Here is a 24,841-nt window from a genome sequence, read left to right as displayed (position 1 = left end):
GACGCGGGGCCTCGAGGAGGCTCGGGTCGGCTGGTCGCCGGCCCGCGCCTCCTGCGTTCTCAGACCTTGCTGCGCCAGTCCTCGTCCGCGTCGGCCTCGTCGGCCTCGAGCTGGGCGGCCTCGGGCAGCGTGAGGGACTCGGTCGCGGGCTCGATCACCATCTGCTCGTCGCGACGGTGGCGCAGCACGTCGTTGATGTACGAGGTGAGGGCTTCGGCGATCGGCACGTCGCGGTTCTCGGCCTGCGACTGGTACCAGCGGTGCTCGAGCAGCTGGTGGAAGACCTCGGCGGGTTCGAGCCGTCCGCGCAGGTCGCGGGGGATCGAGCGCACGACGGGCTCGAAGACGCGCGAGGCCCACTCGTGGGCGATCATCTCTTCGTCAGAGTCCGACTGGTCGGTGCGCATGCGGTACGCGTCGAGGTCGTTCAACAGTCGACGGGCCTGGTTCTCTTCGACGTCGAGGCCGGTGAGTCGGAGCAGGCGGCGCGAGTGGTGCCCGGCATCGACGACCTTGGGCTGGATCTTGACCTGGCTGCCGCCCTCGGCCGTCTTGATGGCCAGTTCTTCGATGTCGAAGCCGAGGTCGTTCAGGCGTTCGACGCGGTCGTTGATGCGCCAGCGCTCCGAGCTGTCGAAGGTCTCGGCCCCGGTCAGTTCGGTCCAGAGGCTGCGGTACGCGGCGACGATGCCGTTGCTCACGTCGACCGGGTCCAGGTTGTCGTCGAGGCGACCCCCGGCCTCGAGGTCGAGCAGTTCGCCGGCGATGTTGACGCGGGCGACCTCGAGGTCGTTCTCGCGCTGCCCGTTCGAGAGGCCGCCCGGGTAGAGCTTGCCCGTCTCGGCGTCGACGAGGTACGCCGCGAACGCACCGGCGTCCCGGCGGAACAGCGTGTTCGACAACGACACGTCGCCCCAGTAGAAGCCGATGATGTGCAGCCGGACGAGCAGGAGGGCGAGCGCGTCGACGAGGCGACGAGCCGTGTCGGGGCGCAGCGTCTGCGAGTACAGCGCCCGGTAGGGGAGCGAGAACTTCAGGTGCCGTGTGACGAGCACCGGGTTCAGCGGCGACCCGTCGGCGTCCTGGCGGTTGGTGATGACCGCGAGCGGGTCGACGCACGGGATGTCCATGCGCTGCAGCGTGCGCAGCATCTCGTACTCGCCGCGGGCCATCTCGCCCGACGTCTCCTTGATGGCGATGACGAAGCCGCTGAGGTGCGCGAACCGGACGAGGTGGCGCGAGATGCCCTTGGGCAGGGTCGCGATGGCCTCGTCGGGCCACTCCTCGAGCGGGAGGGCCCAGGGCAGGTCGAGCAGCGCCGGGTCGGCCGTGGCCGAGGTGATGTTGAGGGAGTCGGGCATGAGGGCCTCTCGTGCGGGGGAGCGCCGCCTGAGGCGAGGCGGCGGGGGTGGTTCGGGAGGCGCGGGGCCGGAACGCGGGACGGCCCGCCGGGCCGATCGGAGGAGTGCTCCGAGCGGACTCGACGGGCCGACCCGACGGGGTGCTACGCGCTGACGACGGCCTTGTCGCCGAGGCGCTCGCCGCTCTCGGTGTCGAAGACGTGCACGTGGTGCGCCTGCGGGGTGACGTAGATCGTCTCGCCCAGCTTGGGGTGGTTGCGACCGTCGACGCGGACGACGACGTCGACGCGGTTGCCGTCGACCTCGGTGTGGCCGTAGAGGTACCCGTCGGCGCCGAGCTCTTCGACGACGTCGACGGTGACCGCGAGCCCCTCGCCGGTCGTGTTGACCACGACGTCCTCGGGACGCACGCCCACGGTCACGCTCTTGCCGTTGGCCTGGCCGACGGTGTCGCGGTCGACCGCGGTGACGGCTGTGCCGAACTGGATGCCACCGTCGACGACGTCGGCGGGCAGCAGGTTCATGGCGGGCGAGCCGATGAAGCCGGCGACGAAGACGTTCTGCGGCTTCTCGTACAGGTCGCGCGGCGTGCCGACCTGCTGCAGGACGCCGTCCTTCAGCACGGCGATGCGGTCGCCCATGGTGAGCGCCTCGGTCTGGTCGTGCGTGACGTAGACCGTGGTGACGCCCAGTCGGCGCTGCAGCGACGCGATCTGGGTGCGGGTCTGCACGCGCAGCTTGGCGTCGAGGTTCGACAGCGGCTCGTCCATGAGGAACACCTGGGGCTGACGCACGATGGCGCGGCCCATGGCGACGCGCTGACGCTGACCACCCGAGAGGGCCTTGGGCTTGCGCGAGAGGTAGGGCTCGAGGTCGAGCAGCTTGGCGGCCTCGAGGACGCGGGTGGCCCGCTCTTCTTTGCCGACGCCGGCGATCTTCAGGGCGAAGCCCATGTTCTCGGCGACCGTCATGTGCGGGTAGAGCGCGTAGTTCTGGAAGACCATCGCGATGTCGCGGTCCTTCGGCGGGACGTCGGTGACGTTGCGGTCGCCGATGTAGATGTCACCCGAGTTGACCTCTTCGAGGCCTGCGAGCATGCGCAGGGTGGTCGACTTGCCGCAGCCGGAGGGGCCGACGAGGACGAGGAACTCGCCGTCGGCGACCTCGAGGTCGATGCCGTCGACCGCGGCGCGGGTGCTGCCGGGGTAGAGACGAGTTGCCTTGCTGAACGTGACTGACGCCATGATCTTCTCCTTCACCGGCAGGTACGTGCCGGACGATCCGTTGTGAATGGACGGTGATCAACCTCAGAGGTCTGCGGTGACCACCACCGATCAGCATGCCATGAAAATCTCTCGGATCGCCACGGGAGCGCCTCTTCTCCACCCGCTCTCGCCCGCACCTGGCGGACTTCTGCCAGGCTCGCCTCGTACCATGTTTCGTGGCCACGACTCGTGGCGACCGTCCCCACCACCCGCTCGACGCGACCATGCGAGGCCGTCGCGCACCGGAGCCCCATGACTGACCTGAATCCCGACGACTCGTCGTTGACCAAGAACCAGCGGCGCGCGGCGGCCCGCCAGAAGGCCCAGCTGGCGCGCCAGAAGCAGAAGCGGCGCCAGCGCGCGGGCAAGTGGGCGCTGCAGGGCGGTCTCGCCCTCGTGGTGATCGCGATCGTCGTCGGCGTCGTGCTGGTGATCACGAACAGCATCCGCCCGGCCGGCCCCGGCCCCGCCAACATGGCCAGCGACGGCATCAAGATCGGCCAGGGCTTCGAGGCCGTGCAGACCGGGGCTCTCGGCCCCGACGACGAGCCCACGGCGTCGGCGTCCACGGCGTCGAGCGACACGGTCGACATCGTCGTCTACCTCGACTACCTCTGCCCCATCTGCGGCGAGTTCGAGCAGGCGAACAACGACTACATCAGCGGCCTCGTCGAGTCGGGGGCGGCGACGGTCGAGTACCACCCGGTCGCCATCCTCACGAACCAGTCCCTCGGCACGAAGTACAGCAACCGGGCGGCCAACGCGGCGGCCTGCGTGGCGAACTACTCGCCGAACTCGTTCTTCGACTTCAACACCGCGATGTTCGAGCAGCAACCCGAAGAGGGCACGCGCGGTCTCGACGACTCGCAGCTCGCCGACATCGCGACCGGCGTCGACGGGGTGACGAAGGCGAGCGACATCACCAGGTGCATCGACGACGACGAGTTCGGGTCGTGGGTGACGGCGGCGACCCAGCGGGCCATCGACGGTCCCTTGCCGAACAGCGATCTCGACGCCCTCACGGGCACGCCGACGGTCCTCGTCAACGGGCAGAAGTACGACGGCAGCCGTCCGTTCACGGTGCAGGAGTTCCGCAGCTTCGTCGTGACGGCGGCCGGCAACAGCTACACCGAGTCGGGCACGGCCAGCCCGTCGCCGACCCCGACCGAGTCGGCTCCTGCCGAGTCGGCCCCGGCCGAGACGCCGGCCGGCTAGGTCGTCATGCGGGGGTGCGGAAGCACCCCCGTGCGGTCCCGGGCGGCCACGGGCAGCTCGTGCAGCACCACGTCGCGCACCTCGCCCGCGTCGAGGGTCAGCGTGAGGTAGGTGGCGTGCGGCTGGCGACGGCGGTCCGTGGGCGACCCCGGGTTCAGCAGGCGCAGGCCCGCCGGGGTCGTCGTGTCCCACGGGATGTGGCTGTGCCCGAACAGCAGCAGGTCCGTCTCGGGGAAGTCACGGTCCATTCGTCGTTCGCGCGCCTCCTTGGCTCCCGTCTCGTGCACCACGGCGAGGCGCACGCCCTCGATCGTCGTGCGGGCCACCTCGGGCAAGCGGGCGCGCAGCGCGTCGCCGTCGTTGTTGCCCCAGACCCCGATCAGGAGGCGCGCGCGGGCCTCGAACTCGTCGAGCAGCGGTTCGCCGGTCCAGTCGCCCGCGTGCACGACGACGTCGGCCCTCTCGACCGCGGTCCACACGACCCCCGGAACGGCCTTGGCCTTCTGCGGCACGTGGGTGTCGGACACGACGAGGACGGAGGTCGGCATGCCTCCCACGCTAGGCGCGCGTCGGGTCGCGGGGGCACCGATCCGGCCCGATATTCTCGTGACGGGGTTGGCTGTCCTAGTCGGGCCGATCACCCCCGACGCCTCCGTCGGCGCACCGGCACGCGGCCGTGCCCGGTCGTTCCCTTCCCGGCGCCCCTCTCGACCCCCGCACCCCCAGAAACGAGGACGACACCGTGGCACTCTTCCGCAGCCAAGAAGCCGAGGTGGCCAAACAGGACGCCGCCGTCCGGCACTCCCTCTGGGCCGACGCGTTCGGCACGCTCGCGACGCGTGCCGTGCAGATCATCGCGGTGCTCGTCGTCGCGATCGGCGTCATCTACGTCTTCCTCAGCCTGAGCCTCGTCACCCTGCCGGTGCTGCTCGCGCTGATCTTCGCCTCGGCCATGCTGCCGGTCGTCGCGTTCCTGCGGCGCCACAAGGTGCCCTCGGTGCTCGCGACCCTGATCTGCCTCTTCGCCGTGTTGATCATCCTCGGGCTCGTCGCCTGGCTGATCGTCTGGGCCGTCGAGAGTCAGGCCAGCTCGCTCGCCGACTCGGCCACCTCGGGCTTCAACAAGCTGCAGGACTGGGTCACGACCCTTCCGTTCTCGATCAGCGACCAGCAGATCGACGACGTCCGCAACACGGCCGTCGATTTCGTGACGAGCTCGCAGTTCGGTTCGGGCGCACTCGCCGGCGCCTCGGCCGTGGGCAGCTTCGCGACGGGCCTCGTGCTGATGATCGTCGTGCTGTTCTTCTTCCTCAAGGACGGCCCGGCGATCTGGGAGTTCCTGCTGCGCCCGTTCAAGGGCGAGAACTACGCCCGCGCCCGTCGCATCGGCGACAAGACGGTCACCACCCTCGGCGGCTACGTGCGCGGCACGGCGACGGTCGCCGCCGTCGACGCCATCGGGATCGGCGTCGGCCTGTGGATCGTCGGCGTGCCGCTGGCCCTGCCGCTCGCGGTCATCGTGTTCCTGACGGCGTTCATCCCCCTCGTGGGCGCCACGGCCGCGGGCATCCTCGCGGCGCTCGTCGCCCTCGTCGCGCTCGGCCCCGTCCAGGCGCTGATCGTCGTCGGCATCGTGGTCGTCGTGAACCAGCTCGAGGGCAACTTCCTGCAGCCGGTGCTGATGGGCCGCACGTTGCAGCTCCACGGCCTCGTCATCCTCGTCGCCCTGACCGCCGGCACGATCCTCGGCGGCGTCGTCGGGGCCGTCATCGCCGTGCCGCTCATGGCCGTCGTCTGGGGCATCACCCAGGTCTGGAACGGTGACCACCAACCGGCCGAGATGTTCCGCCAGAAGCGGCCCGAAGAGGTCCGCTAGCGCTCACGGGCGAGGCGGGACCCGCAGGAGGCGCGGTGCGAGGACGACTCGCACCGCGCCTCCTGCGCGTCCGCGGTCGAGAGCCCACCTCGCGCGGGCGTTCGAGAGAAATGTGCAGCAACTGCACTCAAATGGTTGCGGATCGTCAACGAAAGCGTATGGTTGACATTCTGCAACCAACGGACCCGGCCAACGGCGGTCAGTCCTCACCATCTCGAACCACCGGAGCGCACCTTGTCGCAGACCACGACCGCCGCGGGCACGAAGCCCGCGGCACCCCACGAACCGGGCGAAGCGCCCGGCATGAGCCACCGCGAAGTCCTCACGGCCCTGTCGGGCCTGTTGATGGGCATGCTCGTGGCGATCCTCTCGTCGACCGTCGTGTCGACCTCGCTGCCGCGCATCGTCAGCGACCTCAACGGCAGCCAGACCTCGTACACCTGGGTCATCACCGCGACCCTGCTGGCCACCACCGTCAGCACCCCGCTGTGGGGCAAGTTCAGCGACCTGACGAACCGCAAGGTGCTGCTGCAGGTCGCCCTCGTGCTGTTCGTGCTCGCCTCCGTCGCGGCGGGTTTCTCGCAGAACACCGCGACGCTGATCACCTTCCGGGTCTTCCAGGGGCTCGGTGCCGGTGGCCTCACCGCGCTGGTGCAGGTCGTCATGAGCGACATCATCAGCCCGCGTGAGCGCGGCCGCTACATGGGCTACCTCGGCGCCGTGATGAGCGTCGGCACCATCGGCGGGCCCCTGCTCGGCGGCGTGCTCACCGACTCGATCGGCTGGCGCTGGAACTTCTTCGTCGGAGTGCCCGTCGGCGTCGCCGCGCTCATCGTCATCCAGCGCACCCTGCACCTGCCCCCGAAGCCCAAGAAGGCCGTCGTCGTCGACTACTGGGGCGCGGGCCTGATCGCCGGAGGCGTCTCGCTGCTGCTCGTCTGGGTGTCGCTCGGCGGCAAGCAGTTCGACTGGAACTCGACCACCAGCTGGCTGATGGGCGTCGGCGCGGCCGTCCTGCTCGCGCTCGCCGTCGTCGTGGAGTTCCGCTCGAAGGAGCCGATCATCCCCCTGACGCTCTTCACGAACCGCACCTTCACCTTCGCGGTGATCGCCTCGCTCAGCGTCGGCGTCGCCATGTTCGGCACCAGCGTCTTCCTCGGCCAGTACATGCAGCTCGCGCGCGGCCAGTCGCCGACCATGGCGGGCATCCTGACCCTGCCGATGGTGCTCGGCCTGCTGATTTCGTCGATGGTCGCCGGTGCGCTCATCTCGAAGTACGGCAAGTGGAAGCCCTACATGATCGTCGGGTCGATCCTGCTCGCCGCCGGCCTCTTCCTCATGTCGACCATCGAGTACGACACCAACTTCGCCATCGTCTCCGTCTTCATGGCCATGATGGGGCTCGGCATCGGCATGGTGATGCAGAACCTCGTCCTCGTCGTGCAGAACTCGGTCGACGTCAGCGTCGTCGGTGCCGCCTCGTCGAGCGTCGCGTTCTTCCGCAGCCTCGGCGGCACGATCGGCGTCTCGGTCATGGGTGCCGTCCTCGGCACCAAGGTCTCGGGCTACATCACCGACGGCCTCACCGACGCCGGGGTCGACCCCAGCGCGCTCGGCAGCGGCGGCTCGACGAGCATCCCCGACCTCAGCACCGTGCCCGGCCCGATCCGGACCATCATCGAATCGGCCTACGGTCAGGGCGTCGCCGACGTGTTCCTGATCGCGGCCCCGCTGGCGATCATCACCATCGTGTTCGTCTGCCTGCTGCCCAACGTCGAGCTCGGCACCAAGACCGGCCTCCAGCGCGCGGCGGCGAAGACGGACGACCCGGCCGACGGCGCTGCCTCGGCCTCGGCCTCGGTCGAGCACGACGGAGGCGCGGCTCCGGTCGACGCGAATGCCGCGTCCCCGGCCGCCAAGGGAGCCGCGGCCACGGCCGGCCTGGCCCCCGCCGTGTCGAGCGCCCCGGCGACGGAGTCGACGCCGGCACCGGTCTCGCCGATCGACGAGGGCCAGCGCCGTCACCACGGCCACACGACGACCGCCACCGGTACCATCGACACGATCATCGCGACGGGTGCCGCCGAGGTGGCAGGGCACCCGGTGCCCGCCGACGAACTGGCCGAGAGCCCGGTGTTCTCGTCCCTGGTCGAGGAGAAAGATGTCGCAGCCGACCGTTGACGGCCAGCCCGAGGGTGCGGTGCTCGACGCGCCGCGCCCCTCGGGGGGCGACCCTGCCGACCAGGCCGCACCGCACCTCCTCGGGGCTGCGGGGCAGGCCGCACCGCACCTCCTCGGGGCTGCGGGGCAGGCCGCACCGCACCTCCCGGGTCCCGACGACGACGGGCGCGAGGGCCTCATGGCCGGCGTGGTCGACGAGATCGGCTCGATGATGGTCGAGGCCAAGCGCACCATCGCCGCGGCAGCGTCGCGCTTCGACCCGGACGTGCCGCCCACGGCCTTCTACGTGCTGCGCTACGTGATGAAGCACCAGCCGTGCAGCGCCGGCGACATCGTCAAGGCGATGGCGATGGACAAGAGCGCGGTCAGCCGGCAGGTCACCCTGCTGCGCGAGGCCGGGTTCGTCGACGTGGTGCCCGACGCGGCCGACGGTCGGGTCATGACCCTGCGCAGCACCGAGCGCGCCGAGAGCCGCATGCTCGAGGTGCGCCACGAGAACCGCGCCGTGTTCCGCAACCACGTCGAGGGCTGGTCCGACGACGAGCTCGCCGAGTTCGCCGGCTGGCTGCGCCGGTTCAACACCCCCGCCGGGTAGCGCCGGAGCCGTCCGGCAGCGCCCCGCCCTCCGCACCGACGAAGGCCCCCTCCCATGACGGGAGGGGGCCTTCGTGCGTGCAGGCGGGTGCTAGATGGTCGCGGTGTCGATCACGAAGCGGTAGCGGACCTTGCTGGCGACGACGCGCTCGTAGGCCTCGTCGACCTCGTCGGCGCCGATCGTCTCGATCTCGGCTCCGATGTGGTGCTCGGCGCAGAAGTCCAGCATCTCTTGCGTCTCGGGGATGCCGCCGATGTTCGAGCCGGCGAGGCTGCGACGGCCACCGATCAGCGAGCCGGCGCTGAACGACTGCGGGTTCTCGGGCAGGCCGACGAACACCATGGTGCCGTTCAGGCGCAGGGTGCGGGCGTAGGCGTCGATGTCCATGTCGGCCGAGATCGTGTTGATGATCAGGTCGAACGAGCTGCGCAGCTGCGTGAACGTCTCGGGGTCGCTCGAGGCGTAGTAGTGGTCGGCACCGAGCTTCAGGCCGTCCTCCTGCTTGGACAGGGTCTGGCTGATGACGGTGACCTCGGCGCCCAGAGCGTGGGCGATCTTGACGGCCATGTGGCCGAGCCCGCCCATGCCGACGACGGCGACCTTCTTGCCGGGACCGGCACCCCAGTGCTTGAGGGGCGAGTAGGTCGTGATGCCGGCGCAGAGCAGCGGCGCGGCCTCGTCGAGCGAGATGCCCTCGGGGATCGACAGCACGTAGTTCTCGTCGGCGACGATCTGCTTGGCGTAGCCGCCGTAGGTGGGCTCGCCCGAGTACTGGCGGCCGTTGTAGGTCGCGACGTTGCCCTTGACGCAGAACTGCTGCTCGCCCGCGAGGCAGTTCTCGCACTCGCGGCAGCTGTCGACGAAGCAGCCGATGCCGACGCGGTCGCCGACCTTGTGCTTCGTGACGTCGGAGCCGACCTCGGTGACGATGCCGGCGATCTCGTGGCCGGGCACCATCGGGAAGATGGCCTTGCCCCATTCTTCGCGGGCCTGGTGGATGTCGCTGTGGCAGATGCCGGCGAACGCGATGTCGATCTGGACGTCGTTCGGGCCGACGTCGCGCAGTTCGACCGTGGAGTGCTCGAAGGGGGCGCCGGCGGACGGCGTGAGCAGGACGGGGACGGTGGTGGGCATGAGATGACCTCTCTGCGAGTGGTGGTGCGGTGGTGGTGCGCGCCCCGCGGGCGCGACGGATTCCGACGACGTTGTGGGATGCAACCCAGCCTAGGCGGCACCTCCGACACCGGCTCCCAGAGAAGCGGCGGACCGGAGGAGGCGCGGGTCGTCGACCCGAGGAGGCGCGGCTCAGCCGAGCAGCTCGGCCTGCCAGACGAGCGCCGCGGCCCCGACCAGGGGGCTCTCGTCGCTCAGGCCCGAGCGGACGACCCGGACGCGACGGGCGTACTCGTTGACCGGCGCCTCCTGGACCGCGGCCCGGACGAGGTCGAGGTAGTCGTCGCTGACGCGCGAGAAGCCGCCGCCGATCGCGACCACGTCGAGGTCGAGCAGGGTCGTGACCGACGAGATCGCCTCGCCCACGGCGTTCGCGGAGCGACGCACCGCCGCGACGGCGATCGCGTCCCCGGCGACGTAGCCGGCGGCGAGGTCCTCGCCGCGCTCGCCCGTCCAGCCTCGTTGCCGGGCCCAGGCGACGACGTTCGGGCCCGAGGCGATGACCTCGAGCGTGGCGGCCCAGGCGCTCTCGCCCTCGGGGCGGTCCGCGATCTGGATCTGGCCGATGTGACCGGCGTTGCCCGTGCCTCCCGAGAGCAGCCGGCCGTTGACGATCAGGCCGCCGCCGACGCCGGTCGAGACGGTGATCGCGAGGGCGTTGTCCGCCCCCTGCGTGGCACCCACCCAGTGCTCGGCGAGGGCGAGGCTGACGCCGTCGAGCCGTAGCGTGACCGGGGCCGCGTCGGGCAGGGTCGACGCCGCCAGGGCCGCCACCTGCTCGCGCAGCGGATAGCCGCGCCAGGCGTGCAGGTTGATCGGCGAGACGGTGCCGTGCACGAGGTCGACGGGCCCGGCGCTGCCGATGCCCGCCCCGACGAGGACGTGACCGTCGGGCAGGGCGTCGAGGGCGTGCGCGACGACCGCGCGGACCGCCTCGGCGAGTTCGTCGGACGTCGACCCGGCACCGGTGGGGCGTCGGTCGCGACTTCCGTCGAGGAGGGCTCCGTCGGAGGCGACCAGCGCCGCCTCGACCTTCGTTCCGCCCACGTCGACGGCCAGTGCGTAATCGGTCACGTCGGCCAGCGTAGCGGGGGAGTGCGGCCCGACCGCGTGCCGGAATAGGGTGGCTCCCGGCACGCTGACGAAAGGCATCCCCATGGACACCACCGACGGTCGGGTCGTCGTTCTCGGCGACGCCCTCATCGACGAGCTCCGGACCGACGAGGGCTCGACCGACCACGTCGGCGGGGCCGGCCTCAACGTCGCCGTCGGGCTGTCTCGCCTCGGCGTGCCCACGACGCTGCTCGCCTCGATCGGGGACGACGCCGACGGCGAGGCCATCCGGTCGTTCCTCGCCGAGCACGGCGTCGAGCTCGTCCCGACGATCAACCCCCTCGGCACCGGCCGGGCGGTCTCGCTGCGGGTGGCCGGCGAGCCGACCTACGTCTTCACCGACGCCGCCGTCGCCCGCGGTCTCGACTTCTCGCCCGGGCAGCGGGCCGTGCTCGACGCCGCCCCCGTGGTCGCCGTCAGCTCGTACCCGTTCGACGACGCCCCGCTGACCGATCGCTTGCTGCGCGCGGTCGGCACCGACCCCGTGCGGCTCGTCGTCGACCCGAACCCGCGGCCGGGGTTCCTGCCCGGCGGGGCCGCGCAGATCGCCGACTTCGCCGCCGGCTTCGAGCGGGTCGCGGCCTCGGCCCTGCTCGTCAAGATCGGTGACGACGACGCCGAACTCGTCGCCGGGCGCTCGCTCGACGACTGGCAGGAGGCGCTGCTCGCGGCGGGCACCGGGGGAGTGCTCGCGACCCGCGGCTCGGCCGGGGCGGGTCTGGTGCTGGCCCCGTCGGCCGACGACACGGCGGGCACCTCCCTCACCCGCGGCATCTCGGACGCCGACGGCGAGGTCGTCGACACGATGGGTGCGGGCGACGCGACCTTCGCGTCGATCGTCGCCTCGTTGCTCGCCGAGCGGCGCGGGCCCGGTTCGGTCGACTGGGCGGCCGCCCTCGGGCGGGCCATGGACGTGGCGGCGGCGACGGTCAGGGCTCCGGGAGCGCTCCTCCGGCTGCCCCGGTGACGTCGGCGGGTCCGGTGGTGCGCGCCTCCTGAGCCCGCCCGCCTCGCCCGCCGGGCGGGAGGCTCAGCCCAGCGACTCGGCGACCGCCCGTGCCTTGCCCGACAGGTACCAGTGCGAGCGGGCGCCGGTCTCGACCGGTTGCATGCCGACGACGACCTTGCCGCGCGAGTGCTGCTCGGCGAGGTCCTCGAACGCCTGGGCGATGTAGTCGAACGGGTAGAAGCCCGAGACGAGCACGCGCAGCTTGTTCTCGGCGATGAGCTTCGCGAGGGCCGAGAGGATCATCGCGGGTTCGGTGTCGTCGCGCTCGGCGCCGATGAAGCGGATCTCGCGCTCGAGGCGGTCCTCGCTCGAGCTGAAGCGCGCCGGCAGCACGCCGAGGTCGGTGCTGAGGGCGGGGTTGTCCCCGCCGAAGTTGTCGATGAAGGCCGTCACGTGGCGGTCGGTGCCCGCGGCCTTGTCGATGCGCTCGCGGAGGCCTTCGCCGTAGTCGACGGGCACGACCCCGATCGAGCGGAGGTAGTCGTGGTTGCCCGGGCTGCAGGTGCCGATCACCTTGGCTCCGAGCTGCAGGGCGAGCTGGCACTCGATGTGGCCGACGCCGCCCGCCGCGGCCGTGATGACCACGACGTCGTCGGGTCCGAGGTGCAGGCTGCGGACCGTGTCGTAGGCGGTGGCCCCGGCGAGGTAGAGCCCACCGGCGACCTCCCACGGGACGTGCTGCGGCTTGGGCACCACGGCGCTGGCCGGCACGGCGATGTAGGTCGCGTGCGCGCCGCCGCCCACCGCGTGGCCGATCACCTCGGCGCCGACGGAGAAGTTGCGCACGGCGGCCCCGCGCTTCTTGACGATGCCGGCGAAGCACGACCCTTCGCGGGCCGGGAAGTCGAGGGGCAGCCGGTCGACGAAGTCCCCTTGCCGGATGAAGTTCTCGATGTGGTTGAGGCCGGCGCAGATCACCTCGACGACGACCTCGTCGTCGGCGGGCGTCGGCAGCGGCTGCTCGACGAAGTGCAGCTGCGAGACGTCTCCGTACCCGTCGAACTCGATGGCCTTGCCCGGTCGTGCCATGACGCGCCTCCACTGCTGTCGTCGCGGCGGCGCCGGTGCCGTCGCGAGGGTGAGTGAAGTGTGCGCCCTCCGGACCGCCGTCGCCCGGAGGACGCGCTTCGAGTTGCCTGGACGCACCGTGCCGCGGTGCGGCGTCGACCGTCCGGAGGCGCGGGTCGGCCTCGTCGTCAGAGCTGGTCGGTCGGCACCGAGAAGGTGTCGCAGGCCGTCGCGCCCTGGCTGCGCCCGGTCTCGAACCACCTCTGACGCTGCTCGGCCGAGCCGTGCGTCCAGGTGTCCGGGTCGACCTGTCCGCCGCTCGCGGACTGGATGCGGTCGTCGCCGACGGCGGCGGCCGCGTCGAGCGCGTCGGCGACCTGCTGGTCGGTGACGGGCTCGAGGAACGTGGTGCCGTCGGCGTCCGCGATGGTCGACGCCGAGCCGACCCACGCCCCGGCGTAGCAATCCGCCTGCACCTCGAGCCGGATGGTGTCGGAGCCCGGCCCGGTGTCGCTGCGGTCGGCGCGGTCGAAGGCCCCGGTCAGCTGCTGGACGTGGTGGCCCCACTCGTGGCCGACGACGTACATCTGGGCGAGGGGGCCGCCGCTGGCGCCGAACTGCGACCGGAGCTGCTCGAAGAAGTCGGTGTCGACGAAGAGGGCCTCGTCGGGCGGGCAGTAGAACGGGCCGGTGGCGCTCGTCGCCCCACCGCAGCCGGTGTCGGTCGAGCCGCTGAAGAGGAAGAAGTCGGGGGTGCGGTAGTCGGTGACGCCGAGTGCCGGGGCCTCGGCGGCCCAGTACGCGTCGAGCGAGTCGGCCGCACCGACCATGCGGCAGTCGACGCTGTCGTTGGCCTGCGCGCCGGTGGTGCACTCGGACGACAGGTCGCCCTCGCTGACCGGCTGGGCGCCCCCGCCGGCCGTGCCGCCGCCGAGCAGCCCCGAGACGTCGACGCCGGTGACCTGGCTGATGAGGAAGACGGCGATCACGCCGACGATGCCGATGCCGCCGCCGGCGACACCCACCGTGCGACCGCGACCGCGTCGCTTGACCTTGCTGCCGTCGAGGCGCGCGTCGTCGTTGAAGGACATGTCGCCGACGGTAGCGCAGGGCGGGGGTCAGTGCCCTTCGGCGGCTTCTTTCGCCTCGCGCTCCTTGCGGAGGACCTCGCGGCCGGCGTTGCGCTCCTTGACGCGCAGTTCTTCTTCGCGCACGTCGGCGTGGATGCCGCGTTCGGTGCGCAGCCAGTCGGGCATCTCGTCGAGCAGGGCGTGGATCTCGTCGGTGGTCATGACGTCGTCGACGCCGGCACGGGCGAGGCCCGAGGTCGAGATGCCGAGCTTCTGGGCGACGACCGGCCGCGGGTGCGGACCGGTCCGGCGCAGGTCGGACAACCACTCGGGCGGGTTCGTGCTGAGCTCGGCGAAGGCCTCGCGCGTGACGGGGGCGGCCTGGAACTCGGCGGGCGTGGCCGGCAGGTACACGCCGAGCTTCTTGGCGGCCGTGAAGGGCTTGAGGGTCTGCGGCTGCTTGCCGGACGGCGCGTCGGAGGTCATCTGCCCAGGGTACCGGGCCGATACCCTCGACCCATGACGACCGAGCCGACCCGCGTCCCGTTCCGCATCGGGGTCGTGCCCGGCGTGACCCTGTCGAAGTGGTCGAGGCTCTGGGAGGAGCGCCGCCCCGAGACCCCGCTGGCCTTCGTGCCGCTCACCGACCTCGACGCGGTGCCCGCCCTCGACGACGACCGGGGCGACGACCGGGTCGACATGGTCCTGGCCCGACTGCCGATCGAGGTCGAAGGTTTGTCCGTGATCCGCCTTTACGACGAGCGGGCCGTCGTCGTCGTGCCGAAGGACCACGCCGTCGCCACGGCCGGCGCCGAGGACGAGGTCGAGGCCGCGGCGTTCGCCGACGAGCACCGGCACGACCTCGACCCGTCCCTGTCGCTCGCCGATGCCGTGTCCGTCGTCGCGACCGGGGCCGGCGTCGCCGTCATGCCGCAGTCGCTGGCACGGCTGCACGCCCGGAAGGAGGTCACCTACCGTTACGTCGCCGATCTGCCGCCGACCACGATCGCGCTGGTCTGGCCCGAGGGCGAGCTCACCGACGACCTCGACGACTTCATCGGCGTCGTGCGGGGTCGCACGGCCCGCAGCTCCCGGTCGAGGAGGCGCGACGAGCCCGAGCAGGAGGCCCCGGCCCGCAAGGGGTCGGCTCCCGACCCGCGCGGGGCGAAGCCGAAGCGCATGCCGCCGAAAGGCCGAGGGCCCCAGCGCGGCACCGGTCGCAGCCGACCGCGCCGAGGGCGCTGACCCCCTCGCCGACGGGTCGACTGGTCTGCCAAGCTGAGCGGATGTCGAAGGAGACCCGCATGTCGAAGAAGATCTGTCTGCTCACCGGTGCCGGCCGCACGAACTCGATCGCGAACGGCATCGCCCACGAGCTCGCCGCCGACGGCTGGGACCTCGCGCTGACCACCTGGGATGGTTACGACGCCGCCATGCCCTGGGGACTAGCGGCCGTCGACATGGGCTCGCTCGTCTCCGAGCTCGAGGCCGCGGGTGCGCGCGTGGCCGTGTACCCGGCGGACCTGGCGGACCCCGCGACCCCCGCGCGCCTCCTCGACGCGGTGAACGACGACCTGGGGCCGGTGACGGCGCTCGTGCTGTCGCACTCGCACGGCGTGGACTCGTCGATCCTCGACACGACGCTCGAGAGCTGGGACGCGCACTACGCCGTCAACGTGCGGGCGGCGTGGCTCGCGATCAAGGCGTTCGCCGAGCAGCTGCCCCCGGTCGACCTGCTCGACGAGGGTGCCCGCATCGTCGCCCTGACGAGTGACCACGTCGTGCACAACCTGCCCTACGGCTCGAGCAAGGGCGCCCTCGACCGGCTCGTCGTCGCGGCCGCCCGGGAGCTCGGGCACCTCGGCGTCTCGTCGAACGTGCTGAACCCCGGCCCGATCGACACGGGGTGGATGGACGACGCCATCCGCGCCAGCGGCATCGAGCGTCAGCCGACCGGGCGCCTCGGCACGCCCGCCGACATCGGACGGGTCGTGCGCTTCCTGCTGTCGTCCGAGGGTCGCTGGATCTCGGGTCAGCTGCTCAAGGCCGACGGCGGCTTCTCGGTCTGAGCGGCGCCGGTGGTGGTGCCGGCGGTGGCGGCTCGTTAGCATCCGGACATGACCGAACCCGTGACGTTCCGCACCACGATAGCCGAGGCCCGGACGAACGCGACCGGGATCGTCGTGCCGCCGGAGGTCGTCGACTCCCTGGCGGCCGGGAAGAAGCCCGCAGTGGTCGTCACGCTCCGGGGATACACGTACCGCAGCACGGTCGCGAGCATGGGCGGGCGGTTCCTGATCCCCGTCAGTGCCGAGCACCGGGCGGGGTCGGGCGTCGTCGGCGGGCAGGACGTCGAGGTCACACTGGCCCTCGACACCGAGCCGCGGGTCGTCGAGGTGCCGGCGGACCTGCGCGAGGCACTCGACGCGGACGACGCGGCCCGCGCCTCCTACGAGTCCCTGTCCTTCAGCCGGCAGCGCGCCCTGGTCGAACCGATCGGAGCGGCGAAGACCTCCGAGACCAGGGCTCGTCGGCTCGCCGCGGCGCTCGCCGTCCTCACCGGCTGAGCCCGACGGGTCGCGGCGTCCGACCTGTACCCCACCACGCTGGGTGGTGGGTCGGCGCGAGCGGGGTACCGTCCACGCCACCACCGCGCGGCACCGGACGCCGACGGACGGATCGACACACCAAGGAGGCGCGATGTCGTTCAGCAAGGGAGATCACGTCACCTGGAACACCCCCCAGGGCGAGACCCACGGCACGGTCGTGGAGAAGCGCGTCGAGGAGTTCCAGCTCGACGGGCAGAAGTTCAAGGCCTCGGACGACGAGCCCTACTTCGTCGTCGAGAGCGACAAGAGCGGGGCGAAGGCCGCCCACAAGGGTTCGTCGTTGAGCCCGAAGAAGAAGTAGCACCAGCCGCACCCCACCCACCACCGCCCCACCCCACGAGGAGAACACCATGGCCGACCTGAACGACGTGCGCTGGAACGACGAAGCGCGTGACAAGATCCTGACCGACGCCGACAACGTGCTGCGCGACGCCGTCCGCGACGCGGCCGCAGCCCACTCGGGCGAGTCGTGGGAGGAGTCCTTCAAGGCGATCAACGACGCCGTCAAGGACCGCTTCATCGACTACGAGCCCGGCCCGGACGTCCGCAAGTACGCCGAGGCGATCGAGCGCGGCGACTTCAGCTGACCCGCGCCTCCTGGCCGGCGTCGATCCGTCGCACCCGTGAGCTCAGCGCCACGGCCACCGCGACGGCGACCACGAGGCCGGCCAGGGCGGCGAGGGTGGCCGGGGTGCCGATCACCTGGGTGAGCGGTCCGACCACCACCTCGCCGACGGGCACGCCCGCCAACGACGCCAGCGTCAGGCACGAGAAGACGCGCCCCAGGTAGGCCCCTGGCACCTGCCGCTGGACGACCACGTCCAGCGGCACCGTGAAGACCTCGAGCCCGACGCTGGCGGCGAAGAGGCCGAGGCTGATCCAGAAGAACCAGTGCAGCGGGTCGAAGACCACGGGGTCGGTGCCGTAGGCGAACGACAGCAGCACGAGCGGCAGGGCCAGCGCCGCGGCGCCGAGGCAGGCGGCCCACAACCGGAGCCGCCCGCGGAGGGCCCCGGCCCAGTACGCCCCGACGATCAGGCCGAGGGTCTGCAGGGCACCCGCGAACCCCCAGAGCAGACGTCCGAACGACTGGTCGGCCACGAGCGGGCCGACCACCTGGACCCCGCCCGCGAAGGCGAACTGGAACGTGAACGCGAGCGCCGCGGTCGAGACGAGCCAGCGCGTGCGCCAGACGAAGCCGAGTCCGCTGCCGAGTTCCTCGAGCACCGACGTCCCGCCGGAGGCGCGGGCACCGTCCCGGGGCAACCCCACGAAGACGGCCGCCGCGACCACGAAGACGACCGCGCCGACGGCCAGGGCGACGCCCGACCCGGCGGTCGCCACCACGGCCCCGCCCACCGCCGTGCCGATCACCAACCCGACGTTCATGCCGACGCGGCTGAGCACCGTCGCGTCCCGGAGCCGGTCGTCGGGGACGGTCTCGCGCAGCAGCGCGCTCGTGGCAGGGCCGAAGAAGGCGGCTGCGGCGCCGTTCACCGCGCCGACCGCCGCGAGGGTGGGCAACGTCTCGGTCTGGGTCAGCATCAGGGCGGCCGCGACGACGAGCGACGCCGCCGACAGCCACGACGAGGCGATCGCGACGGTGCGTTTCGAGAAGCGGTCCGCGAGGGCACCGCCGACCAGGACCAGGGCGATGTTGGGCACCGACCGGGCGACGACCACGAGCCCGAGGTCGACGGCGTCGGCCCCCAGGTCGATCGCCGCGAAGACGATGGCCAGGGGCGCGAAGCCGCTGCCCACCCACGAGAACAGGCGCCCGACCCAGAGGGCCCGGAAGGCAGGCGTTCTCAGCAGCGACCACGGCACCGCTGAACTCTATGCCGACGCACCGTGTGCGGACGCCGCGTCCCGCGGCGTCGTCATCCGCGCGGGGACGACCTAGGCTGACCCCGATGGACGCCCCCGAGCCCGACACGACCCGCGCCGACGTCACCGACGTCCCGCCGGTCGCTGCGGTGCGCGAACCCGGTCGCTACCGCAAGGGCATCGCCAAGCGCGAGGCGATCCTCGACGCGGCCCTGCCGGTCTTCGGCAAGGTCGGGTTCCACGGTGCCACCCTGCGCGAGATCGCGCGGCGGTGCGGCGTCTCGCACCAGTCGCTCATGCACTATTTCCCGACCAAGGACGAACTGCTGATGGCCGTGCTCCGGCGGCGCGACGAACGACTGCGACGCCACTTCGACGACGACGGTGGCATGCGCGTCGACGAGCTCGTCGCGCTCGCCGAGTACAACGTCGACGTGCCGGTCGTCATCTCGCTGTTCATCACGGCGTCCGCCGAGGCCACCTCGCCCGATCACCCGGCGCACCGCTACTACGCCGACTACTACGAGCGCATCGTCTCGTCGACGTCGGCCTACCTCGGGCTCGCCCAGGCCCGCGGCTGGTTGCGCGACGGCTACACCGCCGAGTCGGCGGCTCGCGTCGTGCTCGCGGTGCAGGACGGTCTGCAGTTGCAGTGGTTGTACGAGCGCGACGCCGTGGACGTCCCGGCCCTCATGCGCCTCGTGATCGGGAGCGTCCTCACGGTGCCGACGAGCGAACTCGACGCCGCCGTGCGCGAGGCGGCCGGGCACGCGGGCTGACCCGCGCCTCCTCGGCGGACGGGCGACGGCCCGCGGCCGACGGCGGGCGTCCGCTACTTCGCGCTGATGCGCTGGAACTTGCGGATGCACAGCGGCACGAAGACCACCAGCATCACGGTGATGCCGAGCAGGACGGTCGCGTAGGGGTGCTGCATCGTCCAGATGTCGGGCACCGGGGTGGCGCCGAGGTTGCCGAACGAGGTGCGGGCGGCCTGCACGAGCGACGACACCGGGTTCCACTCGGCGAAGACCCTCAGCACGGTCGGCAGGGTGTCGCTCGGCACGAACGCGTTCGAGACGAAGGTCAACGGGAACAGGATCATGAACGACGCGTTGTTGATGGTCTCGGGCGTCTTGACGCTCATGCCCAGCAGGGCCATCACCCAGCTGAACGAGTAGCTGAACAGCAGCAGCAGGGCGACCCCGCCGACGAACGAGGCAGGTGAGGCGTTGACCCTCCAGCCGACGGCGAGACCGGTGAGCATCATGATGACCATCGAGATCGTGTTGAGCGCCAGGTCGCTGTTCGTGCGACCGATCAGCACGGCCGACGGGCTCATCGGCAGGGTGCGGAACCGGTCGATGATGCCCTCCTTCAGGTCCTGGGCCATGGCGGCACCGGAGAAGGTCGAGCCGAAGACCACGGTCTGCGCGAAGATGCCCGCCATGAGGAACTGCGTGTAGTCGGTGCCCTGGACCGCGATGGCACCGCCGTAGACCTGGCTGAAGAGCAGGACGAACATGATCGGCTGCAGCACGGCGAAGATCAGCATGTCGGGCGAGCGCTTCACCTTGATCAGGTTGCGCTTGGTGACCGTCCAGCCGTCCGAGGCCCAGGTGCCGAGGCCCGTGTCGGTCGACGGGACGAGCGTCTGCGCCAGGGCGGAGGTGGTTCCGGTGGTGGTCATGCCCGTGCCTCTCTCTTCTTCGCACCGCGCCGGCCGCGACCTCGACCGCCGGCCGGGTCGTCGTCGGGGGAGTCGTGGTCGACGCCCGCCTCGTCGTCGGCCGCGCGGTGGCCGGTGAGCTGGAGGAACACGTCGTCGAGGGTGGGGCGTCGCATGCCGGCGTCGTGCAGCTCGATGCCGGCCGCCCCGAGGTCGGCGAGCGTCCGCTGCAGGGCGGTCGGACCGTCGGTGACCGCGACCTCGAGCTGGCGGCCGTCGGCCCCGACGGTCGGCTCGGAGTCGCCGTGCCGCCGGAGCACCTCGACCGCCTGGTCGGCCCGCGCCTCGTCGACGAGGGCGACGACGAGGCGGTGGCCGCCGACCTGGGCCTTGAGCTGGTCGGCCGTGCCCTCGGCGATGACGGCGCCACCGTCGATGACCGAGATGTCGTCGGCCAGGCGATCGGCCTCCTCGAGGTACTGCGTGGTCAGCAGCACCGTCGTGCCACCGTCGACCAGCCCGGTGATGATGTCCCACAGGGCGAGTCGGCTGCGGGGATCGAGCCCCGTCGTCGGCTCGTCGAGGAAGAGCACGCGCGGGTTGGTCACGAGCGCCCCGGCGAGGTCGATCCGTCGGCGCATGCCGCCCGAGAAGCCCTTGACCGGCCGGTCGCCCGCAGCGGCGAGGTCGAAGACCTCGATCAGCTCGCGGGCGCGGTCCCGACTCACGCGGCTGCCCAGGTGGTACAGCCTCCCGATCATGTCGAGGTTCTCGAATCCGGTGAGGTTCTCGTCGACCGCGGCGTACTGCCCCGAGACGCCGATCGAGCGGCGCACGGCCTGGGCGTCGGCGACGACGTCGAGCCCGGCGATCGTGGCCGTGCCGGCGTCCGGACGTTCGAGGGTGGTGAGCATCTTGACGCCCGTGGTCTTGCCCGCGCCGTTCGGCCCGAGCAGCGCCTTGACGGTGCCCTCGGGCACGATCAGGTCGAGGCCGGTCAGTGCGTGGACCGGGCCGGACTTCGACCGGTAGGTCTTCGTGAGGCCGCGGGCCTCGATCATCGCCATGGGTGCTCCCGGTGCAGGGGGCCCGTCCATCCGCAGACGGGTCCGTCTTGGCGGCCGCTGTGCACCGCCTGAACGCGCCCAAGGTAGCGCTGTCCGGCCCTCGCCGCCAGTGCCCATCGACCCCTCGTGGAGAAGGAGGCGCGGCGCACGTTACGGTCTCGTGTCAAACCTTGCCAGGTGGCAAGTTCCGCCCTACATTCATCCCATGACCACCATCGACGAGACGGCGGGGCCGTCCACCGCTGAACAGCTCCTGCCCGTCGGCATCGGCGACGACGCCGTCGCCCTCGCCCGCCGCTGGGCGCACGAGGCGTCCGGCGCCCCGAGCACCGGTTCGGCCCACCTGCTCGCCCAGGTCCTCAAGGACGAGTCGGGCCTCGCGTTCACGATCGGTTTCGTCGACCGGGTCGTCCGGCCGGAGGACCTCGGCGTCGCGGCCCGCAACCTGTCGACCCTGGCGAAGCAGGCACCGGCCTTCCTGCCGTGGCACATGCGTTCCGCCGTGCGTCTCGGCGGCGTCATGGCACCCGTGCTCCCCGGCGTGGTCGTGCCGATCGCCCGTCGCGTCCTGCGCGGCATGGTCGGTCACCTCATCGCCGACGCCCGCCCCGCCAAGCTCGGTGCGGCCATCGCGAACATCAAGAGGGACAGGACGCGGCTCAACCTCAACCTGCTCGGCGAGGCCGTCCTCGGTGACGCCGAGGCCGAGCACCGCCTCGCCGGTACCCGGGCGCTCCTCGCCCGCGACGACGTCGACTACGTGTCGATCAAGGTCTCGTCCATCGTCAGCCAGCTCTCGATGTGGGCCTTCGACGAGACCGTCGAGCGCGTCGTCGAGAAGCTCACCCCGTTGTACGAACTCGCCGCCCGGTCGCCGAAGCCGAAGTTCATCAACCTCGACATGGAGGAGTACCGCGACCTCGACCTGACGATCGCGGTCTTCACGCGCCTCCTCGACCAGCCGCAGCTGAAGGGCCTCGAGGCCGGCATCGTCCTGCAGACCTACCTGCCCGACGCCCTCGGCGCCCTGCAGCACCTCACCACCTGGGCGACCGAGCGGGTCGACGCCGGCGGGGCCGCGATCAAGGTGCGCATCGTCAAGGGCGCGAACCTCGCGATGGAGACCGTGGACGCCACGGTGCACGAATGGCCGCTCGCCACCTACGGCACCAAGCAGGACAGCGACACCAACTACAAGCGCGTCCTCACCTGGGCCTTCACCCCCGGACGCACCCGTGCCGTCCGCGTCGGCGTCGCCGGCCACAACCTCTTCGACATCGCCTTCGCCCACCTGCTCGCCGAGGCCCGTGGCGTGAGCGACCGGGTCGAGTTCGAGATGCTGCTGGGCATGGCCGAGGGGCAGGCCGAGCTGGTCAAGGCCGACGTCGGCGGGCTGTTGCTCTACACGCCCGTCGTGCACCCCCGCGAGTTCGACGTCGCCATCAGCTACCTGATCCGCCGCCTCGAGGAGAACGCGTCGAGCGAGAACTTCATGTCCGCCGTGTTCGAACTCGCCTCGAACGAGGCCATGTTCGAGCGCGAGAAGGGCCGGTTCCTCGCCTCGCTCGCCGAGGTCGACGGAGACACCCCGGCACCGCACCGCGTGCAGAGCCGCCTCGACGCGGCCCAGGCGTTGCAGCCCCGCGCGGCCGGCAGCGGCTTCGACAACGAGCCCGACACCGACCCCGCCCTGGCCGACAACCGCGCCTGGGGTCGTGAGATCGCCGCCCGCTCGGCCGACTCGCGCCTCGGCGTCGAGCTCATCGAGTCCGCCCGGGTGACCGACGAGGCCACGCTCGACGCGATCGTCGCCGAGGCCGTCGCCGCCTCCGCCGCCTGGTCTGCCCGCGGAGGCGCGGGTCGTGCCTCGATCCTGCGCGAGGCCGCGGCCACGCTGTCGGCCCGCCGCGCCGACCTGATGGAGGTCGCCGCGAGCGAGACCGGCAAGACGGTCGCCGAGGGCGACGTCGAGGTCAGCGAGGCCATCGACTTCGCCAACTGGTACGCCCACCTCGCCGAAGAACTCGACCGGGTCGACGGTGCGACGTTCGTCCCCGAGCGACTCACCCTCGTCACGCCGCCCTGGAACTTCCCCCTGGCGATCCCGGCCGGCTCGACCCTCGCCGCGCTCGCCGCGGGCAGCAGCGTCGTCGTCAAGCCGGCGGGCCAGGCCAAGCGCAGCGGGGCCGTCATGGTCCAGGCGCTCTGGGACGCCGGCGTGCCCCGCGAGGTGCTGAAGCTGGTCGACGTCGACGAGGGCGACCTCGGTCGTCACCTGGTGTCGCACCCGTCGGTCGACCGCGTGATCCTCACCGGCGCCTTCGAGACGGCCGCGCTGTTCACCAGCTGGCGCAACGACCTACCCCTGCTCGCCGAGACGAGCGGCAAGAACGCCATCATCGTCACCCCCAGTGCCGACCTCGACCTGGCCGCGTCCGACGTCATCAAGTCGGCCTTCGGCCACGCGGGTCAGAAGTGCTCGGCGGCGAGCCTGGTGATCCTGGTCGGCTCGGTCGCCACCTCCGAGCGCTTCCGCCGTCAGCTCGTCGACGCGGCGTCGACCATGCGCGTCGGACTGCCCTCCGACCCCACCACGCAGATGGGCCCGATCGTCGAGCCGGCCCACGGCAAGCTCGAACGTGCGCTCACCACGCTCGGCGCGGGCGAGACCTGGCTCGTCGAGCCGAAGCGACTCGACGACACCGGGCGCCTCTGGTCGCCCGGCGTGCGCGCCGGCGTCGCCGCGGGCAGCGAGTTCCACCTCACCGAGTACTTCGGCCCGGTGCTCGGCGTCATGACCGCGAAGACGCTCGACGAGGCGATCGAGCTGCAGAACGCGACCGACTACGGCCTGACCGCGGGTCTGCACACCCTCGACCCCGCCGAGCTGTCGACCTGGCTCGACCGCGTCGAGGCGGGCAACCTCTACGTCAACCGCGGCATCACCGGGGCGATCGTGCGTCGCCAGCCGTTCGGCGGCTGGAAGAAGTCGTCGGTCGGTGCCGGCGCCAAGGCGGGCGGGCCGAACTACCTCGTGCACCTGGGGTCCTGGCAGCCGACGACGCTGACCGAACCGCAGGAGGCGCGCCCGGGTCGCGAGGCCCTGGCCGCCCTCGAGGCCGCGTCGCCGCTGCTCGGGGCGTCGGGTGCATCGGCCTCCGACGACCTGCGGGCCGCCGCCGCCAGCGACGAGCACTTCTGGGCCGCCGAGTTCGGCGTCGCCCGCGACGTGAGCGACCTCGGCCTCGAGCGCGACCTGCTGCGCTACCGTCCCCTGCCCGTCACGATCCGCGCCGCCGACGGCGCGGCCCCGGCCGACGTGGTCCGCGTGCTGCTCGCCGGACGGCGCTCGGGCGCGCCGCTCACGGTGTCGTCGTCGGTCGAGCTGCCCGGTGCCCTCGTCCGGGCGCTCGGCCTCGCGGCCTCCGACGTTCTGCACGAGGACGACGCCACGTGGCACGACCGGGTGCGTGCGGGTCGCCTGTCGACCGAGCGCGTGCGGTTGGTGACCGGTGCCGGTGACGCGACCCGCGCCTCCTCGGCCCTGGCGGACGCCCTGGGCGGCGACCCGGCGGTGGCCGTGTTCGCGGCCCCGGTCACGCCGACCGGCCGCCTCGAACTGCTGCCGTTCCTGCGCGAGCAGGCCGTCGCCATCACGGCCCACCGCTTCGGCAACCCCGACGACTGGAGCGCCTCGGTCATCTGACCCCGCCGGCGCATGCAGACGCCCGAACCCGCCGGACCCTTGGGGAGTCGGCGGGTTCGTGTCATCCACGGCGGTCCGGCGATGGCCCGCCGGGAGCGAC

23 protein-coding genes are annotated in these 24,841 nt (G+C 71.6%); 12 read left to right on the top strand and 11 right to left on the bottom strand.

Annotated features, from left to right (window positions below; all coding sequences use genetic code 11):
* Positions 1 to 59 precede the first annotated feature (59 nt).
* Both IFT79_RS03255 and IFT79_RS03250 read right to left on the bottom strand, forming a co-directional pair.
* Positions 60 to 1,361: a DUF4032 domain-containing protein gene (locus IFT79_RS03255; protein ID WP_056043184.1), complete on the bottom strand. Its 1,302-nt coding sequence runs from the start codon at positions 1,359 to 1,361 to the stop codon at positions 60 to 62.
* Between the two features lie 143 nt (positions 1,362 to 1,504).
* Positions 1,505 to 2,605, bottom strand: a complete 1,101-nt coding sequence (locus IFT79_RS03250) for an ABC transporter ATP-binding protein (RefSeq protein WP_043597318.1) — start codon at positions 2,603 to 2,605, stop codon at positions 1,505 to 1,507.
* Positions 2,606 to 2,878: 273 nt separating this feature from the next.
* Here IFT79_RS03250 and IFT79_RS03245 point away from each other — a divergent pair, with 273 nt between their 5' ends.
* A complete protein-coding gene (locus IFT79_RS03245) occupies positions 2,879 to 3,841 on the top strand; it encodes a DsbA family protein (RefSeq protein ID WP_159827640.1) in 963 nt (320 codons plus the stop codon).
* On the opposite strand, the gene IFT79_RS03240 is transcribed toward IFT79_RS03245, so the two are convergent.
* Complete coding sequence (locus IFT79_RS03240) at positions 3,838 to 4,389, bottom strand: metallophosphoesterase family protein (RefSeq protein ID WP_192122893.1); 552 nt, start codon at positions 4,387 to 4,389, stop codon at positions 3,838 to 3,840. The genes IFT79_RS03245 and IFT79_RS03240 overlap by 4 nt on opposite strands.
* Before the next feature lie 194 nt (positions 4,390 to 4,583).
* Between IFT79_RS03240 and IFT79_RS03235 the strand changes: the two genes are divergently transcribed.
* From IFT79_RS03235 to IFT79_RS03225, 3 genes are all read left to right on the top strand, one after another.
* Positions 4,584 to 5,717, top strand: coding sequence for an AI-2E family transporter (locus IFT79_RS03235; RefSeq protein ID WP_159827634.1), 1,134 nt, complete (start codon positions 4,584 to 4,586; stop codon positions 5,715 to 5,717).
* Between the two features lie 303 nt (positions 5,718 to 6,020).
* Positions 6,021 to 7,898 (top strand): MDR family MFS transporter, encoded by a 1,878-nt coding sequence (locus IFT79_RS03230; RefSeq protein WP_192122892.1) that lies wholly within the window; start codon positions 6,021 to 6,023, stop codon positions 7,896 to 7,898.
* Positions 7,879 to 8,493 (top strand): MarR family winged helix-turn-helix transcriptional regulator, encoded by a 615-nt coding sequence (locus IFT79_RS03225; protein WP_192122891.1) that lies wholly within the window; start codon positions 7,879 to 7,881, stop codon positions 8,491 to 8,493. Before IFT79_RS03230 ends, IFT79_RS03225 begins: the two co-directional genes overlap by 20 nt.
* A 90-nt stretch (positions 8,494 to 8,583) precedes the next feature.
* Here the strand turns inward: IFT79_RS03225 and IFT79_RS03220 are convergent, their stop codons facing one another.
* Entirely contained in the window at positions 8,584 to 9,627 is a 1,044-nt protein-coding gene (locus IFT79_RS03220) for an NAD(P)-dependent alcohol dehydrogenase (RefSeq protein WP_056043170.1), read from the bottom strand.
* Between the two features lie 171 nt (positions 9,628 to 9,798).
* On the bottom strand, positions 9,799 to 10,740 hold the full coding sequence (locus IFT79_RS03215) for an ROK family protein (protein WP_159827628.1): 942 nt from the start codon (positions 10,738 to 10,740) through the stop codon (positions 9,799 to 9,801).
* Positions 10,741 to 10,822: 82 nt separating this feature from the next.
* Here IFT79_RS03215 and IFT79_RS03210 point away from each other — a divergent pair, with 82 nt between their 5' ends.
* On the top strand, positions 10,823 to 11,746 hold the full coding sequence (locus tag IFT79_RS03210; protein WP_192122890.1) for a carbohydrate kinase family protein: 924 nt from the start codon (positions 10,823 to 10,825) through the stop codon (positions 11,744 to 11,746).
* A gap of 63 nt (positions 11,747 to 11,809) precedes the next feature.
* On the opposite strand, the gene IFT79_RS03205 is transcribed toward IFT79_RS03210, so the two are convergent.
* The 3 genes from IFT79_RS03205 to IFT79_RS03195 form a co-directional block, all read right to left on the bottom strand.
* Positions 11,810 to 12,817 (bottom strand): NADP-dependent oxidoreductase, encoded by a 1,008-nt coding sequence (locus IFT79_RS03205; RefSeq protein ID WP_159827622.1) that lies wholly within the window; start codon positions 12,815 to 12,817, stop codon positions 11,810 to 11,812.
* Between the two features lie 167 nt (positions 12,818 to 12,984).
* The gene (gene ypfJ / locus IFT79_RS03200) at positions 12,985 to 13,887 is read right to left on the bottom strand and encodes a KPN_02809 family neutral zinc metallopeptidase (RefSeq protein WP_192122889.1); all 903 of its coding nucleotides are present in this window, start codon (positions 13,885 to 13,887) and stop codon (positions 12,985 to 12,987) included.
* 27 nt (positions 13,888 to 13,914) lie between these two features.
* Complete coding sequence (locus tag IFT79_RS03195) at positions 13,915 to 14,352, bottom strand: DUF5997 family protein (protein WP_123571708.1); 438 nt, start codon at positions 14,350 to 14,352, stop codon at positions 13,915 to 13,917.
* Between the two features lie 33 nt (positions 14,353 to 14,385).
* Here IFT79_RS03195 and IFT79_RS03190 point away from each other — a divergent pair, with 33 nt between their 5' ends.
* The 5 genes from IFT79_RS03190 to IFT79_RS03170 all read left to right on the top strand — a co-directional run bounded on the left by IFT79_RS03190 (position 14,386) and on the right by IFT79_RS03170 (position 17,062).
* The gene (locus tag IFT79_RS03190) at positions 14,386 to 15,111 is read left to right on the top strand and encodes a LysR substrate-binding domain-containing protein (protein WP_192122888.1); all 726 of its coding nucleotides are present in this window, start codon (positions 14,386 to 14,388) and stop codon (positions 15,109 to 15,111) included.
* 59 nt (positions 15,112 to 15,170) lie between these two features.
* The gene (locus IFT79_RS03185; RefSeq protein WP_192122887.1) at positions 15,171 to 15,935 is read left to right on the top strand and encodes an SDR family oxidoreductase; all 765 of its coding nucleotides are present in this window, start codon (positions 15,171 to 15,173) and stop codon (positions 15,933 to 15,935) included.
* 48 nt (positions 15,936 to 15,983) lie between these two features.
* Positions 15,984 to 16,433, top strand: coding sequence for a YdeI/OmpD-associated family protein (locus IFT79_RS03180; protein WP_043597183.1), 450 nt, complete (start codon positions 15,984 to 15,986; stop codon positions 16,431 to 16,433).
* A gap of 133 nt (positions 16,434 to 16,566) precedes the next feature.
* On the top strand, positions 16,567 to 16,776 hold the full coding sequence (locus tag IFT79_RS03175; protein WP_056043151.1) for a DUF2945 domain-containing protein: 210 nt from the start codon (positions 16,567 to 16,569) through the stop codon (positions 16,774 to 16,776).
* 49 nt (positions 16,777 to 16,825) lie between these two features.
* Complete coding sequence (locus tag IFT79_RS03170; RefSeq protein ID WP_043597179.1) at positions 16,826 to 17,062, top strand: hypothetical protein; 237 nt, start codon at positions 16,826 to 16,828, stop codon at positions 17,060 to 17,062.
* Here IFT79_RS03170 and IFT79_RS03165 read toward each other — a convergent pair.
* Entirely contained in the window at positions 17,055 to 18,302 is a 1,248-nt protein-coding gene (locus IFT79_RS03165) for an MFS transporter (RefSeq protein WP_192122886.1), read from the bottom strand. The genes IFT79_RS03170 and IFT79_RS03165 overlap by 8 nt on opposite strands.
* 86 nt (positions 18,303 to 18,388) lie before the next feature.
* Between IFT79_RS03165 and IFT79_RS03160 the strand changes: the two genes are divergently transcribed.
* Positions 18,389 to 19,081, top strand: a complete 693-nt coding sequence (locus tag IFT79_RS03160) for a TetR/AcrR family transcriptional regulator (RefSeq protein WP_192122885.1) — start codon at positions 18,389 to 18,391, stop codon at positions 19,079 to 19,081.
* A gap of 53 nt (positions 19,082 to 19,134) precedes the next feature.
* Here the strand turns inward: IFT79_RS03160 and IFT79_RS03155 are convergent, their stop codons facing one another.
* Together IFT79_RS03155 and IFT79_RS03150 are read right to left on the bottom strand one after the other, a co-directional pair.
* Positions 19,135 to 19,989 (bottom strand): ABC transporter permease, encoded by an 855-nt coding sequence (locus IFT79_RS03155; protein ID WP_123571703.1) that lies wholly within the window; start codon positions 19,987 to 19,989, stop codon positions 19,135 to 19,137.
* A complete protein-coding gene (locus IFT79_RS03150; RefSeq protein ID WP_192122884.1) occupies positions 19,986 to 21,035 on the bottom strand; it encodes an ATP-binding cassette domain-containing protein in 1,050 nt (349 codons plus the stop codon). The genes IFT79_RS03155 and IFT79_RS03150 overlap by 4 nt, the downstream gene beginning before the upstream one ends.
* A 205-nt stretch (positions 21,036 to 21,240) precedes the next feature.
* Here IFT79_RS03150 and IFT79_RS03145 point away from each other — a divergent pair, with 205 nt between their 5' ends.
* The gene (locus IFT79_RS03145; RefSeq protein ID WP_192122883.1) at positions 21,241 to 24,741 is read left to right on the top strand and encodes a bifunctional proline dehydrogenase/L-glutamate gamma-semialdehyde dehydrogenase; all 3,501 of its coding nucleotides are present in this window, start codon (positions 21,241 to 21,243) and stop codon (positions 24,739 to 24,741) included.
* Positions 24,742 to 24,841 lie beyond the last annotated feature (100 nt).

The sequence above is a fragment of the Frigoribacterium sp. CFBP 8759 genome, from assembly GCF_014841655.1.
Classification (GTDB): Bacteria; Actinomycetota; Actinomycetes; order Actinomycetales; family Microbacteriaceae; genus Frigoribacterium.
Note: the sequence above shows the minus strand (reverse complement) of the source record. Positions and strands in the feature narration are given on the sequence as shown.